The sequence below is a fragment of the Streptomyces sp. AC627_RSS907 genome (assembly GCF_019049165.1).
On record NZ_JAGMUE010000142.1, the window covers coordinates 33,241 to 44,665 of the forward strand.

21 protein-coding genes are annotated in these 11,425 nt (G+C 71.4%); 1 reads left to right on the forward strand and 20 read right to left on the reverse strand.

What is annotated here, in order from left to right; translation table 11 throughout:
- Positions 1-6 precede the first annotated feature (6 nt).
- From KUM32_RS28165 to KUM32_RS28265, 19 genes are all read right to left on the reverse strand, one after another.
- Positions 7-876: a hypothetical protein gene (locus KUM32_RS28165; protein ID WP_217144786.1), complete on the reverse strand. Its 870-nt coding sequence runs from the start codon at positions 874-876 to the stop codon at positions 7-9.
- 115 nt (positions 877-991) lie between these two features.
- Positions 992-1,633, reverse strand: coding sequence for a plasmid partition protein (locus KUM32_RS28170; RefSeq protein ID WP_217144787.1), 642 nt, complete (start codon positions 1,631-1,633; stop codon positions 992-994).
- Between the two features lie 218 nt (positions 1,634-1,851).
- The gene (locus KUM32_RS28175) at positions 1,852-2,379 is read right to left on the reverse strand and encodes a hypothetical protein (protein WP_217144788.1); all 528 of its coding nucleotides are present in this window, start codon (positions 2,377-2,379) and stop codon (positions 1,852-1,854) included.
- Positions 2,376-2,990 carry a hypothetical protein gene (locus KUM32_RS28180; RefSeq protein WP_217144789.1) on the reverse strand — a complete coding sequence of 205 codons (615 nt, stop codon included), beginning with the start codon at positions 2,988-2,990 and terminating at the stop codon, positions 2,376-2,378. The genes KUM32_RS28175 and KUM32_RS28180 overlap by 4 nt, the downstream gene beginning before the upstream one ends.
- Positions 2,987-3,910, reverse strand: coding sequence for a nucleoside 2-deoxyribosyltransferase domain-containing protein (locus tag KUM32_RS43895; RefSeq protein WP_254406248.1), 924 nt, complete (start codon positions 3,908-3,910; stop codon positions 2,987-2,989). The genes KUM32_RS28180 and KUM32_RS43895 overlap by 4 nt, the downstream gene beginning before the upstream one ends.
- Before the next feature lie 140 nt (positions 3,911-4,050).
- On the reverse strand, positions 4,051-4,230 hold the full coding sequence (locus KUM32_RS28195; RefSeq protein WP_217144790.1) for a hypothetical protein: 180 nt from the start codon (positions 4,228-4,230) through the stop codon (positions 4,051-4,053).
- On the reverse strand, positions 4,230-4,715 hold the full coding sequence (locus KUM32_RS28200) for a hypothetical protein (RefSeq protein WP_217144791.1): 486 nt from the start codon (positions 4,713-4,715) through the stop codon (positions 4,230-4,232). Before KUM32_RS28200 ends, KUM32_RS28195 begins: the two co-directional genes overlap by 1 nt.
- The gene (locus tag KUM32_RS45440; RefSeq protein ID WP_374227560.1) at positions 4,715-5,245 is read right to left on the reverse strand and encodes a hypothetical protein; all 531 of its coding nucleotides are present in this window, start codon (positions 5,243-5,245) and stop codon (positions 4,715-4,717) included. Before KUM32_RS45440 ends, KUM32_RS28200 begins: the two co-directional genes overlap by 1 nt.
- A complete protein-coding gene (locus KUM32_RS28215) occupies positions 5,242-5,682 on the reverse strand; it encodes a hypothetical protein (protein ID WP_217144792.1) in 441 nt (146 codons plus the stop codon). Before KUM32_RS28215 ends, KUM32_RS45440 begins: the two co-directional genes overlap by 4 nt.
- Positions 5,679-6,356: a GGDEF domain-containing protein gene (locus KUM32_RS28220; protein ID WP_217144793.1), complete on the reverse strand. Its 678-nt coding sequence runs from the start codon at positions 6,354-6,356 to the stop codon at positions 5,679-5,681. The genes KUM32_RS28215 and KUM32_RS28220 overlap by 4 nt, the downstream gene beginning before the upstream one ends.
- Before the next feature lie 90 nt (positions 6,357-6,446).
- Complete coding sequence (locus tag KUM32_RS28225; protein WP_217144794.1) at positions 6,447-6,752, reverse strand: hypothetical protein; 306 nt, start codon at positions 6,750-6,752, stop codon at positions 6,447-6,449.
- A 112-nt stretch (positions 6,753-6,864) separates the two neighbouring features.
- The gene (locus KUM32_RS28230; RefSeq protein ID WP_217144795.1) at positions 6,865-7,170 is read right to left on the reverse strand and encodes a hypothetical protein; all 306 of its coding nucleotides are present in this window, start codon (positions 7,168-7,170) and stop codon (positions 6,865-6,867) included.
- 14 nt (positions 7,171-7,184) lie between these two features.
- Positions 7,185-7,385, reverse strand: a complete 201-nt coding sequence (locus KUM32_RS28235) for a hypothetical protein (RefSeq protein ID WP_217144796.1) — start codon at positions 7,383-7,385, stop codon at positions 7,185-7,187.
- Positions 7,382-7,855 carry a hypothetical protein gene (locus KUM32_RS28240; protein WP_217144809.1) on the reverse strand — a complete coding sequence of 158 codons (474 nt, stop codon included), beginning with the start codon at positions 7,853-7,855 and terminating at the stop codon, positions 7,382-7,384. The genes KUM32_RS28235 and KUM32_RS28240 overlap by 4 nt, the downstream gene beginning before the upstream one ends.
- Positions 7,852-8,358 (reverse strand): hypothetical protein, encoded by a 507-nt coding sequence (locus KUM32_RS28245; RefSeq protein WP_217144797.1) that lies wholly within the window; start codon positions 8,356-8,358, stop codon positions 7,852-7,854. The genes KUM32_RS28240 and KUM32_RS28245 overlap by 4 nt, the downstream gene beginning before the upstream one ends.
- Before the next feature lie 112 nt (positions 8,359-8,470).
- Positions 8,471-8,761 carry a hypothetical protein gene (locus tag KUM32_RS28250; RefSeq protein ID WP_217144798.1) on the reverse strand — a complete coding sequence of 97 codons (291 nt, stop codon included), beginning with the start codon at positions 8,759-8,761 and terminating at the stop codon, positions 8,471-8,473.
- The gene (locus KUM32_RS28255) at positions 8,758-9,003 is read right to left on the reverse strand and encodes a hypothetical protein (protein WP_217144799.1); all 246 of its coding nucleotides are present in this window, start codon (positions 9,001-9,003) and stop codon (positions 8,758-8,760) included. Before KUM32_RS28255 ends, KUM32_RS28250 begins: the two co-directional genes overlap by 4 nt.
- Positions 9,004-9,022: 19 nt before the next feature.
- Positions 9,023-9,451: an RRQRL motif-containing zinc-binding protein gene (locus KUM32_RS28260; RefSeq protein ID WP_217144800.1), complete on the reverse strand. Its 429-nt coding sequence runs from the start codon at positions 9,449-9,451 to the stop codon at positions 9,023-9,025.
- Positions 9,452-9,705: 254 nt separating this feature from the next.
- Complete coding sequence (locus KUM32_RS28265) at positions 9,706-10,476, reverse strand: hypothetical protein (RefSeq protein WP_217144801.1); 771 nt, start codon at positions 10,474-10,476, stop codon at positions 9,706-9,708.
- 94 nt (positions 10,477-10,570) lie between these two features.
- Between KUM32_RS28265 and KUM32_RS28270 the strand changes: the two genes are divergently transcribed.
- Positions 10,571-10,789 carry a hypothetical protein gene (locus tag KUM32_RS28270; protein WP_217144802.1) on the forward strand — a complete coding sequence of 73 codons (219 nt, stop codon included), beginning with the start codon at positions 10,571-10,573 and terminating at the stop codon, positions 10,787-10,789.
- 83 nt (positions 10,790-10,872) lie between these two features.
- On the opposite strand, the gene KUM32_RS28275 is transcribed toward KUM32_RS28270, so the two are convergent.
- Complete coding sequence (locus KUM32_RS28275; RefSeq protein ID WP_217144803.1) at positions 10,873-11,358, reverse strand: hypothetical protein; 486 nt, start codon at positions 11,356-11,358, stop codon at positions 10,873-10,875.
- Positions 11,359-11,425 lie beyond the last annotated feature (67 nt).

Genomic DNA, 11,425 nt, shown 5'->3' on the forward strand with positions numbered 1-11,425 from the left:
CAGGGGTCAGTCCTCAACCAGCTCTGCGTCGACGATGCCGTCCTCGTCGACGGCGACGTTGACATCGGGGGCGGCGTCGGCGTCGACCTTCACTTTGCTGAGGATCCGGCCGATGCGGCGGATGGCGTCCTGCTGCCGCTGGGCTTCTTCGCTGCTACGGGCCTTACGTGCAGCCTTGTCCTCCGTGGCATTCTCGATTGCCTGCCGCGCCACGTTCAGCAGCTCGAGTGCGCCGTCTACGGGGTCCGAGCTCCGGCTGAGCGTGCCGCCCTGCCCAGGTTTCGTTTCGGTCCGTTGCATGGGCATCACCGGGTCGGGTGCGGTCGTCCAGGCGGCGCTGATGGCCTGGCTGCGCTCCGCCGGGTCGGAGACTCCCTTGGCGGCCGCCACCGCCTTCTTCACTCGCTGCTGGACCTGGTTGGCGACAAGCCGGACCCCGCCTGCCTGGTGGGCCCAGTAGAGCTCGGCATAGGCGCGCGCGGCCTCTTGGTCGCTGGTGCGCTCCGCGTACGGTTGCAGCTTTCGCAGGTGACTGTCGGGCAGGGGCCGGCCGAGTTCCTTCTGCACGGTCTGCGCCAGACGCCAGGTCTTCTGGAGACGATCCGCCTCGCTGGTCGACATACCGTCGTGTTCCTGCTGCAGGTACTGCTCCCAGGTGCGGGCGCCGTCGCCGCGGTACAGGCGGCGCCTTCGGACCACTTCCAGGGAGTAGCCGAGCATCCAGCGGGCTGTGCGCGCGTTGTCGACAGCGCGGTGGGCCTCGGCAAGGAGACGCTGCTCGTGCTCGTCGAGCGGGCCGTTCGCGGTCTCCGGCGTGGCGTCCACGTCGGGGAGGGTCAGTCCCCAGTGCTCCATCGTGAAGGGCTGGGCGCGCATCTGCGGAGGGTCGGCGGGCCGGTCAGGCACAGCCAGGCTCCCCGGCGTGGGACTCGTACTGCCGGCGGGAGGCTGCTGAGCTCCCTTGTTGGCCGCCGCTCGGAAGTCACGACGCTTAGGCACTCTTGATCAGCCCCCGCCCCTGCAGCTCGGTGACCAGCTCCCCGAACGGCCCTCGGGCCGCATGTTCCACTGGGAAGCCTGTGGCCTGCTTGATGTCGTCCAGGACCGGAATCTTCACCGTGAGCACGTTGTAGTCAGCGTCGGCGAGCAGGCCCCGGATCTCCTTCTCGCTTCGGACGTTGGTGCGTACTCGGTTGAGGAGCACCCACATCGGCGGGGCCGTGCGTGAGGGCCTGTCGAACGCGGAGCGACCGACCATCGTCTTGACCGGGGTGGAAGTGCGCGGCTGGTGGACACGCTGGTAGTCGGCCATCGACGGTTCCATGTGGATGAGGACCAGGTCGGCCACCTTGAGCACGCTGTCTGCGATGTGCGGGTGGTTCTCGGTGTGGCCGACGTCGACGATGTCGACCCCGGCGTCCCCGAGCGGGGTGTACTCCTCAGCGAACTTGGCGGAGGCGTTGTGCTTCACAGGGAAGGGGAAGCCCGCGAGCTCGGACCATTGCGTGAGGTGCTCAGATTCGTCTGCGTCCCATAGCTGCACGCGGTATCCGGCCTCGTGGAATGCGTGTCCCATCATGCCGGTGTCGGTCGTCTTGCCCATACTTCGTGGGCTGATGTTGGCGATGAGCACGGCGCGGCTCTCTCCTCATGCAGTGGCTACGTTCTGCAAGATGCTGCCACGTCTCCCCCGCCACGGTGACCGGCACCACGTCACAAAGTGCTGCCCGGCAGCGCGGCCACCACCAACTGGCCCGAGGGGGACCGTCGTACGCATCGAGCCTGAAACGCAAAAAGGCCTGTGCCCCGCCAGGTGGCGGGGCACAGGCCTTCTCCGTGCGGCGGCTCGCGTCAGGCTGCCCAGTTCGCGGGTGCGCCTTCGTCGGGGTTGGGAATGCCGGCGGCGGTCGTCGGGGCGGCCGGGTGCCGCATGGCGGTGATCGGTACGGCGCCGGGTTCGGTGGCGGGTGCCCAGATCATTCGCCAGGTGTCGTCCCACTCGCAGGCGCAGCCGTGGTCGGGGTGCGGGTGCCGTAAGAAGACGCCGTGCGTGAGGACGGCGCGTGGGATGCGGGGGATGAGCTCCGACGGGTCGTCGCCGGGGTAGAGGTGCAGGTTCCGCCACCCGTGGACGCTGGCCATGTACGCGGCGGCGGCCTCGATGATGTCGGCCCACCGCTGGTGTCCGAGGACGACGAAGCCGATCGGATAGAGGTGCTCCTCGGTCGGATCGTCGATGCCGGTGAGGTACAGGCCGCGATGGACGATGAAGCCGTTCTCCGCTGCGTCCTCGCCGGGCGTCCAAAGCTGTTCGGCGGGGTGCATGGTGCCGTCGTCGCCCTTGCTGGTTTCGATCTCGTACAGGGCCGGGGCGGTCATGCGCTCACCCCCGCGACGGCGGCGTCCAGGAGCGCGACGGCGTCGGCCTCGTACGGGTCAGCGAACAGCGGGTGGTCGCTGACGTCGAACGGCCCGAACCGCACGGAGACGCGGTGGCCGGGCACGAGGGTGGTCTCCCGTCCGTCCAGCGAGGCGGTGAGCCGGTCGTAGTCCTGCTGGGCGTGCCGGGTCTGGGTGTACGGGCCGACGCGTAGCAGGGTGAAGCCGTCGAGGCTGTCGTCGCGCTTGCGGGCCTCGATGTAGAGGGCGTAGTGCGCGGGGGCCATGCCGACGTCGTCGGGCAGGGGCAGGCTGGCGGCGGCGTGGGTGAGCATCGCGTAGGCCGGCTGCCAGGCGCCGAGGATGGCGGTCGTCTCGCAGCGCAGCCAGCCCCTGCCGGTGTAGCCGAGCTGGCGGCCGTGGAGGTAGGCCGCGGCGTGCGGGGTGTCGGGGTGGACCAGGGTGACGGCGATCAGGTCGGGGCCGCCCGGTGTTGTCCAGGGCTGCGGGTTCTTGAGGGCTGCGAGCAACGCGTCGACGACGGCCTGGTCCTCGAGGGTGAGAGCACCGGGCGCGTTGCCGCAGCGACGGAAGAGGGAGGGGCACTTCATCGGGCGGGCTCCGGTTCGTGAGTGGGGCGGGTCCAGGGGAGGGCGAGGCCGTCGCCGGCGGTGCGGGGAACGAGGTGGCCGTGCAGGTGGAAGACGGTCTGGGTCGCGTCCGGGCCGCAGGAGGTGAGGTAGTTCCACTGACCGCCCAACTGCTGGGCGAGTTCGGCGGCGCGCATCTGCACGGTGGCGGAGACGACCGGGTCGACGGTGAAGTCGTCGACGTGGCTGCGCGGGATGACCAGGAGGTGGCCGTCGGTGCAGCCGCCGCTGCGGGGCCTGATCGCGAGGGCGTCGGCCCACTCGTGGACGATCTTCGCCGGAGCGCCGTCGTGGATGATCGCGCGGAACGGGCAGTCGGCCTTGGGCGGTTTGTGGGTTCCCAGCGGTTGAGGCTCCTTCAACGCAGCTCCGTTCGGCCGTTCGCTGAGGGCCTGGCGGACCGCGACGATGTGCAGGGCGGCGGTCACGGTGTCGGCGAGCGTGTCGCGTACCGGGACCCCGTGGCGATGGGCGACGTAGATCAGGTAGCGGTTTCGTTCGGGGCTGGGGCAGTCGGGCGGACATCCCAGGACGGCTTTGCCGGTGGCGACGTCCAGGCCGAACTCAACGTTGGTGGTGAAGCCCGGGAGGGTGAACACGTCGCGAGGGATCCAGAACAGGATCGCGTCTGCGGCAGCGCGGGCCTCTGTCTCCCAGCCGACTTGGTCGTCGTAGTGGGCGGCACGCTTACCGCCCCGGGACTCGGGGGTGAGCACGGTCAGCGGCTGGGTGCCGGTCCAGCGGGCCGCCAGCTCCTCGAGGGCGGCGGGGCGCCAGGACTCGACAGCGCTGCGGGCGTGCGGGGTAGGTCCGGCGAGGAAGACCTTCGGTCCGGAGGCCGGGATCGGCTCGCGCGCGTGGACGACGGTGATCGAGGCCATCAAGGCTCCTTGTCTCGGTGGATGACGTGAGGGGTTGGTGCTGCGGGGCGGCCGGAGTCGGTGTCGACGGCCGCCCCGCCGGCATGAGGAGTGAGCGCCGCGCCCGGCCGGGGAGGCGGGGCGCGGCGGTCTGAGGGGTGCTACTTGGGGGTGTTGTCGGTGACCACGAGGAACTGGTCGCTGGGGAGGTGCATCACGACCTGGGCGTCCGTGCCCTGGGCGCGCTGCGCGGCGGCGTACTCTTCCGCCGGCCATGAGCCGCGGGGGCTTCCGGCGGGGAACCGCTCCAGGACGGTGCGGGTCTGCGTGGTGGTGGTCATCACGCATCACCACCGGTCACGCGCTCGTGAATGTCGATCAGGGTGGCGATGGCATCGGGATTGTCCGCGAGGCCGACCCACTGTCCTTGCGCGGTGAAGACAGGCACAGCGTCGGTGTCGGCGTCGAAGATGACGCAGTAGTCGCCGTACCGGTCCATCACCATGTCGCGCAGGATCGGGACCAGCGCGGTGTCCAGGACCTCCAGGGCCTCCACGGTGAGCCGGGCGGGCTCGCCGGGCGTCTGGGGCTGGACCAGGGTGCCGGTGACGCGCAGCAGGTCGCCGGGCTGGATGCCGTTCAGCAGCTCGTGCGTGATCCGGGGGTCGCCGCTGGTGCAGGTGACGACGGTGTCGGGCGCGTCGTCGGCGAGAGCGTCGATGTCGGCGGGCCGGACGATCAGGTCGAACGTGGCGGTCCCGATGCGCGGGCCGGGGACGGGTATCGCGTCGACCCAGCCGTCGACGGCGCAGTGCTTGGTGTCCATCAGCTGGCCTCCGCCAGGGTCTCGGTGGGGCGGGGGGAGCGGGGTCGGATGGTGCGCTGTGCGATGACCAGCAGCTCGCGGTTTCGCCGCTGCTGGGCGGGCGTGAGCGGGCGGGCCTTCGCGCCGTGGCGATGCCACAGCGGGGAGGCCGGCGGCTCGGGGTAGGCGAGGGCGTGGTCGACGTCGCGTTCGGTGCTGCTCATGGAGTTCCTCCAGGTGGAGGTCAGGCGTGATCGCCTTGGCCCTTGGACTTGGCCCTTGGACTTGGGCTTCGGCGTGAGGTCGGAGGCGAACCGTCCGAGGCGGGCCTCAACGGGGTTGGCGGTGATCCAGTCCTCCGCGCATGCCTTGTGCACGGGCTCGCCGGAGTGGGAGCGCATGGGCGTGGGCTGGCCGCACAGCGTGCAGGGGAGGTCCTGCCAGCGGTCGAAGTGCTGGCTGTCGCGCCAGACGAGAAGGTGGCCGGGAGCCGGGATCAGACCCGGCTCGAACGACGGCTCCGTCTCCTTCTTGCGTCCCTGGCGGGTCACGGCCGGAAGTTGGGCAGCTGCTGGAACACGCGCTCCAGCAGGCCCGGCGACGGCTTCCAGGGCACGACCTGCCCACGTGCAGGGACCGGCAGCGGCAGCTCCTGGACGTCGTCGAGGACCAGGTGCCAGGCGGCCGGATGGGCCCACTCCGAGCAGAGCGGCGCTCCCTCGGGGTCCTGGTGGCAGTCGGTGATCCGGGCAACGCCGACGACCGCTCCCGTGACCAGCTGGCGGCCGCGGATGGTGCGGCCGATCAGCGGGATGCGCAGGGCGGGCTGGTCGATGGTCTTGCTGGTGTGCAGCAGCACCCAGCCGTTCCGCCACCGGCCGGGACGGTTCTCGATGTTTTTGACACCGGCGAGGATGCAGGCCGCGTACGGCTGCCGGATGCTGATGCCGCGGATCCAGTCGCCCTCGGGCAGGGTCGCGAGGCTCATGCGGCTCGCCCCCACACGGCCGTGCCCGGACGGCCGGCCCGGCGTCCGTTGACGGACGGCACCGCAACGTGCGCGGCGGTGGCAAGGACCGCGCGGCCCGAGTGCTTGCCGTCGTACAGGGCGGCGTCGGCGGTCCGCTGCAACAGGCTCAGGTCGCGGGAGCCGACCGCGGCCGGGGTCGCGGCGCCGACCGAGGCGGCGACGTCGACGATGCGCCCGTCCTCAAGGACGACCGGCGTGTGCAGCATCCGGATCAGCTGCGCGAGGCGCTGCTCCAGACGGACAGCGGGCAGCTCCAGGACGACGGCGAACTCATCGCCTCCGAGCCTGCCCACGGCTGCGCGCGGGCCCGCCCACGCGGTGAGCCGGGCGGCGGTCGCGGCCAGGACGGCGTCGCCGGCGGCGTGACCCATGGTGTCGTTCACGGCCTTGAAGTGGTCCTGGTCGATGAGGACCACGGCCGTGTTGTCGCCGTGGCGTGCCAGGAGCCGGCGGGCGCGGGCGGTGTAGGCGTCGCGGCGCATCAGGCCGGTCAGCGGGTCCTTGCGGGTCGCCGCGAGTCGGCGGTGCAGCGCGACGGCGTGCACGGTCCAGCCGGTGAGCGGCAGGGCGGCGGTGGTGATCAGGAGGGTGCGCGGGCCGATCCGGCCCGGAACGCGCAGGACGGAGTCCATACTGGGGATCTCCCTCTCGTCTCGTACGGGTTGGGTGGGCCCGGGACGGGCGGTTGGTTTGGACGCCGTGTCGTCCGTCCCGGGGCGTAGCTACAGCTCGAAGTCGCTGCGGGTGGTCCAGCTGTAGGGGCTCTTCCAGGGGCCGGCCTTCGCGGCGAGCCAGTCGAGCTCCCAGCCGGGGCGCAGTCCGTGCGCGGTCCAGCTGTCCGGCTGCTGGCCGGTGGTCTCGAGTCCGGCCTGCTGCGCGGCGAGCGCGGCGTCGTACACCTCGTGGGCGCGTCGCAGGGCTGTACTGCGGGAGTCCGCCTCGCCGGCGAAGACGTGCATTCCCCGCAGGGCCGGGTTGCTGGTGTGGTGTATCGGGACGTCGACCTCATAGACCTCGCGGTGCGGCATGACGACCCATCTCCTCTCGCTCTCGTGGTTGAGGGGCCACTGCGACCGCCCCGGACCCGGCGGGTGCGGGGGTCCGGGGCGGCACAGAGTGCGCTCAACTCAGAGGCGGGGATCAGCTGGCCGTCGCGATGCCGTCGCGCAGGTGGGTGCGCGCCCAGGCCAGCAGCGACGCCTGGTCGCCGTCCGTGCTGGTCAGTGCGTCGGTGAGGTGACCGACGGCGCGGTCCAGTTCCTCGCTGGCCTCCCGCCAGGTGCCGATGCTGGACGCGGCGAGGACGTCGCGGACCTCTTCGACCAGGTCGATGAAGGCGTTCGGCGTGGTGCCGCGCGGCGCCTGGTCGCCGATGAGGGCGGCGAGGTCGGCGGCGAAGCAGTCACGGAGCGCGGCGAAGGTGTCGGTCCGGGTCTGGACGGCCATCGTGGGCCTCCTTGTCAGAAGTCGAGCTGGATCGTGATGGGGCGCCGGGGGTCTCCGGCGCTGGTGTGGACGGTGCGGCGGTGCGCGGCGAGGCCGGCGGCCCCGCCCTGGATGGGCAGCGGACAGTCCGGGCAGCCGTGCCACCAGTCGTCTCCGGCCAGGAGGTCGGCCGGGGTGAGCGGGTGCGGGTGCGGGTGCGGCGGCTGGGCTCTCATTCCGTCTCCCGCGAGCCGGGGACGTAGTCGATGGCGGTGGCGACGTGGGTGGTGTCCATGAGGCTTCCGGCGGCATCGAGCCGGTCACGCAGCCTGTCCAGCCGTGCCCACGCCTGCCGCAGCTGCTGAGCGAGCCACTGAGCGTCGGCGTCCTCGATGCGGCCGGCGTCACCGTCCCGCTGTCTCCAGCCGTCGGGGACGGACTGGAGGCAGATCTCGATCGCGGTCAGACGCTCGGTGTCGGGCCGGCTCCCAGCCAGGTACTCGGTGACCCGGCGGACCTCTACTTCCGTGAACAGCGTGTTGATGCGCTGCTCGCCGTCCGGGAATTGGGCGTGGTACACGACCTCACGGGCAAGCTCCCAGTCGGTCCAGCCACGTGCACTCTCGTCGATCTGCTGGAGGGCCAGCGAGGCGATCCCGACCGAGGCGCGTATGCGTTCCAGTCGTGTCCGGGGCTGGCCGGTCACCGGGTGATGGCCTTGGTCGTGGCGATGAGCGCGGCGACGGTCTCCCAGCCGTGGTGCCAGGAGTGGTCGAGGTGGAAGGCGCCGTTCATCCCGTGCGAGGCCAGCTTGTAGAAGTTGGTCTTGCCGGTCTTGTCGGCGAGCTTCTCCAGAACCCCGTGTCCCGGCACCCGACGGTCCGCGATGTAGTGCGTGCCGAAGGACAGGGCGAGCGCGGCCGCGGCCGCGCCGGGGTGGACCCGGATGCCCAGCGCGCGGGCTCCGAGGCCGGTGACGATCGCCTGCGTGGCGGTGTAGGTGAGGCAGTGGTGCAGGCACGCCTTGCGGCCGTCGGCGGTGCCGTGGGTGGTCTTCTCCTTGGTGGCCGGGTCCTCGTAGATGACCGGGGCGTCGTCGGAGGCGCCCTTCACGCGGGCGCAGAAGTCGGTCTGCACCCAGAAGTCGCCGACCGCGCTGGCGGCACGGGCCAGTCCGAGCAGGGCGGCGAAGACGGCAGGACGATGCATGCTGGAGGTCTCCTGATCTCGCAGAGGGTGAGGGAGCGGGGTGGCCGGCCCTTTGCCGATGCGCGGCCACCCGACGGTCCGACCCCGGCCGGTGTGGCCGGGGTCGGGTCGTTCAGAACGGCGGCTCGTCCGGCCAGGCCGTGAAGGGCCAGAGCCGGACGCGCAGCTCGCGCCGGTCCGACCAGCAGCCGCACGCCTCCATCTCCGGGTTCGCGCCATCGACCCACCAGCCGCCCGCGCCCCGGCAGTCGGGGCAGGAGCGGCGGGGCTGGGGCTTGAGCTCGATGCGGTACCGGTCGGCGTACAGCCGCCAGTGGCCGGCGCGGAGCGCGGCGGCGGCCGTCGCCGCGGCGAGCGGAACGGCGGCGAGCAGCAGGGCGGCGCGCAGGTGGCGGGTGGTCACGTCAGCGGGATCGCGCGGCAGGCGGCGGCGTGGTCGTTGGCCTTCTCGCGGATGCTGAACAGGTAGTCCTCCTCCGGGAACTGCGAGGTGGCCTTGCAGCCGTGGCACTTCCACCGGTTCTTGAGGTGCTCACCGAGGCCGGTGACGTCGACGAAGGATCCGCCGATCGTGACGAACCGGATCTGGAGGTTCTTGGGCCGCTCGGGCTCGGTGAAGGCGGAGGTGCGGATGGCGGTGCTCATGGGCGGTGGTCCTCTCGGATCAGGCGGCCAGCAGGTGTTTGGCCGGGGGAGCGATGTAGGAGGCGGGGTCGGCGGGCGTGCCGTCGTAGCACTCCAGACAGGAGCCAAGGGTTTTCAGAGGGAGGCAGTGGAAATAGCGCCGGCCACAGGGGCCGGGACACGTCTGGCGAGCAGCCATCGCCTTGTCGAGCGCGGCTTCCTTCGCGAGCGTCATCGGGAGCTTCGGCTTCGCCAGGTCGATCCGGTACAGCCACGCCCACCGCTTCCCGCCGCGGCACTCGATCCGGGCAACCGGCTCCTGGCCGCCGGGGCGCAGCCCCATCTCCCGCAGCTGGCGGCGGGTCGCGAGGTTTTCGCGCCCGGCCTGCTTCCACCGGAAGACCGGTAAGGAGCCGTCGCCGGGGTTGTGCGGGTCGACGTCGACCAGGTCCTCGTCCTGGTCGGCCATCACCTGCTCCAGGTGCCGGGGAGCCGGGCGGGGCGGTGCGGGTAGCGGGGGCCGGGGCGCTGCGGGCGGGGCCGGCCGGTCCGGCGACGCGGGCGGGGGATGAGCACGAGTGATCTCCTCCTGATGTCGGTGGACAGCAAGCACCGCGCCCGCCGGCTGTTCGTCGGCGGGCGCGGTGCGAGGTGGCCGGTCGGCCTGTCCAGCCCTCGCCCACCCGGGAACGGGGGGCGAGGACCAGGCGGAGCGACCGGAGGTCAGTCCCGGAAGGGGCAGCCGTTGTGCGGGTGCTGGTCGGCGGCCGGGGCCGGGGCGGTGACGTGGACGTGGATCTCGGGCTTGACGGCGACCTTCGCCGGGCGCCCGGCGACGACGCGGCGGCGCAGGGTCAGGCCGCGCATCACGAACGTGGACAGGAACGTCCAGGCGAGGACCGCGAGGCCGACCGCGACGGGGCGGCTGGTGTCCGGGGTGGCCGTCCAGACCATGAACACGGAGGCCGCGCCCCACGCCGACCACAGCGCACGCACTCCGTTGTTGCGGGAGAGGTAGCCGAGGACCAGGCCGACGATGCCGGTGAGCAGCCACAGCGTGTAGACGGTGGAGGCTTCGACCGGGAGGCCGGCGGAGTGCTGCGCGATGTACGTGCGCACCGGCTGGTCGACGACGGTGAACACGCCGCTGGATGTGTCGACGCCGACCTGCACCTTGGGCACGGCGGTGAGCAGCGTGTGCAGCCCCTGGAGGATGACTTCGCCGGCGGCCTTGGCCATCAGTACGACGAAGGACACCCCGGCGACCATCAGGACGGCCCGGAGCCAGGGGGCCATGTACCGGAAGCCGTCCTCGGGAGCGCTGAGGACGTCCTCCCACATGGCGTGCAGGACGCCCTCTTCCTCCCACGCCTCCTGCCACCAGGTGCGCAGCGCGGCGAACCGCGGCTCCTTGGGCGGTGCCTTCGGAAAGGGCACGGGGAGGTAGGTGAGCTCCTGGCGGTCGGCGCGGGGGGTGTTGTCGTTGGACTGCACGGGGCAACTCCTTGTTGTCGATGCAGGGTTCACGGAGCGTGCGAGTGGGCCAAGCTGTGAGCGACGGGACCGAAGAGGAGGGGGGGCGGCTGCGATGGGGTGGTTCACCCGTGACGAGCCGGAAGAGGTCGTCTTCGAAGAGGTCGTGGACACGGACGGGCAGATCTGGCCCGCGTTCACCGACGACGACGGTGTGCTGTGGATCGACGTGGACTACGACGTCGAGGTGACGATCAACGGGGCGATCGTGGACGGGCAGATCCGGGGTGCCGAGGTCGATGACCACGGCCGGATCTGGATCGACTACGACTGACCGGTGAGGCCGGACGGCCTGTCCCGCACCCGAGCCCCGGCCCTGTGGGCGAGGTGTCGGATACGAGGCAGGGCGCCCGGAGCTCAGCGGACGTCGTTGTGGGTGCGGGAGAACATCCCGCGCTGGTTGCTGGTGTTGTTGATCTGCGTGTTCTGCACGACCGGGCCCTCGTAGTACGTCTTGGACACCGACTTGCGGGCCTTGCTGAACGCGCCGCCGATCGCGGTGGCGACCATGGCGACGCCCGCGAACGGCAGGGTGACCATGAGGACGCCGTAGAGCGTGACGGAGGCCAGGCCCTGGAGGACCAGCCAGGCTCCGCAGCCGACGCCGGTGATGCCGGCGCCGACGCCGATGGAGGCGACCGCGATCCCGGCCGCCCAGGCCGGGACGATCCGCTTGTCGTCCTGATGGACGGGCGGGGTGTCGCCGTAGGCCGGGACCTCGGAGTCGTCGCGGAACGACGTCGGGAACTGCCGCTCGGGGCGCATCGCTTCGGCGATGATCCGCTCGGCTTCGGTCTTGGCTTCAGAGTCGGACAGCGGGCGAGTGACGTGGTTGAAGTCCACGGTGGGCTCCGTTCAGGGGCAGGTACGGGGGCGCCCTCCCCGCCGTGGTGGCGGGGAGGGCGCTGGG

Coding starts and splice junctions, on each gene's coding strand:
- KUM32_RS28220 (WP_217144793.1), bottom strand. CDS start 6,356: ATGGACTCCGTCCTGCGCGTTCCGGGCCGGATCGGCCCGCGCACCCTC.
- KUM32_RS28195 (WP_217144790.1), bottom strand. CDS start 4,230: ATGACCACCACCACGCAGACCCGCACCGTCCTGGAGCGGTTCCCCGCC.
- KUM32_RS43895 (WP_254406248.1), bottom strand. CDS start 3,910: ATGGCCTCGATCACCGTCGTCCACGCGCGCGAGCCGATCCCGGCCTCC.
- KUM32_RS28255 (WP_217144799.1), bottom strand. CDS start 9,003: ATGAGCACCGCCATCCGCACCTCCGCCTTCACCGAGCCCGAGCGGCCC.
- KUM32_RS28270 (WP_217144802.1), top strand. CDS start 10,571: ATGGGGTGGTTCACCCGTGACGAGCCGGAAGAGGTCGTCTTCGAAGAG.
- KUM32_RS28165 (WP_217144786.1), bottom strand. CDS start 876: ATGCGCGCCCAGCCCTTCACGATGGAGCACTGGGGACTGACCCTCCCC.
- KUM32_RS28200 (WP_217144791.1), bottom strand. CDS start 4,715: ATGGACACCAAGCACTGCGCCGTCGACGGCTGGGTCGACGCGATACCC.
- KUM32_RS28175 (WP_217144788.1), bottom strand. CDS start 2,379: ATGACCGCCCCGGCCCTGTACGAGATCGAAACCAGCAAGGGCGACGAC.
- KUM32_RS28215 (WP_217144792.1), bottom strand. CDS start 5,682: ATGAGCCTCGCGACCCTGCCCGAGGGCGACTGGATCCGCGGCATCAGC.
- KUM32_RS28235 (WP_217144796.1), bottom strand. CDS start 7,385: ATGAGAGCCCAGCCGCCGCACCCGCACCCGCACCCGCTCACCCCGGCC.
- KUM32_RS28180 (WP_217144789.1), bottom strand. CDS start 2,990: ATGAAGTGCCCCTCCCTCTTCCGTCGCTGCGGCAACGCGCCCGGTGCT.
- KUM32_RS28260 (WP_217144800.1), bottom strand. CDS start 9,451: ATGGCCGACCAGGACGAGGACCTGGTCGACGTCGACCCGCACAACCCC.
- KUM32_RS28225 (WP_217144794.1), bottom strand. CDS start 6,752: ATGCCGCACCGCGAGGTCTATGAGGTCGACGTCCCGATACACCACACC.
- KUM32_RS28230 (WP_217144795.1), bottom strand. CDS start 7,170: ATGGCCGTCCAGACCCGGACCGACACCTTCGCCGCGCTCCGTGACTGC.
- KUM32_RS28245 (WP_217144797.1), bottom strand. CDS start 8,358: ATGCATCGTCCTGCCGTCTTCGCCGCCCTGCTCGGACTGGCCCGTGCC.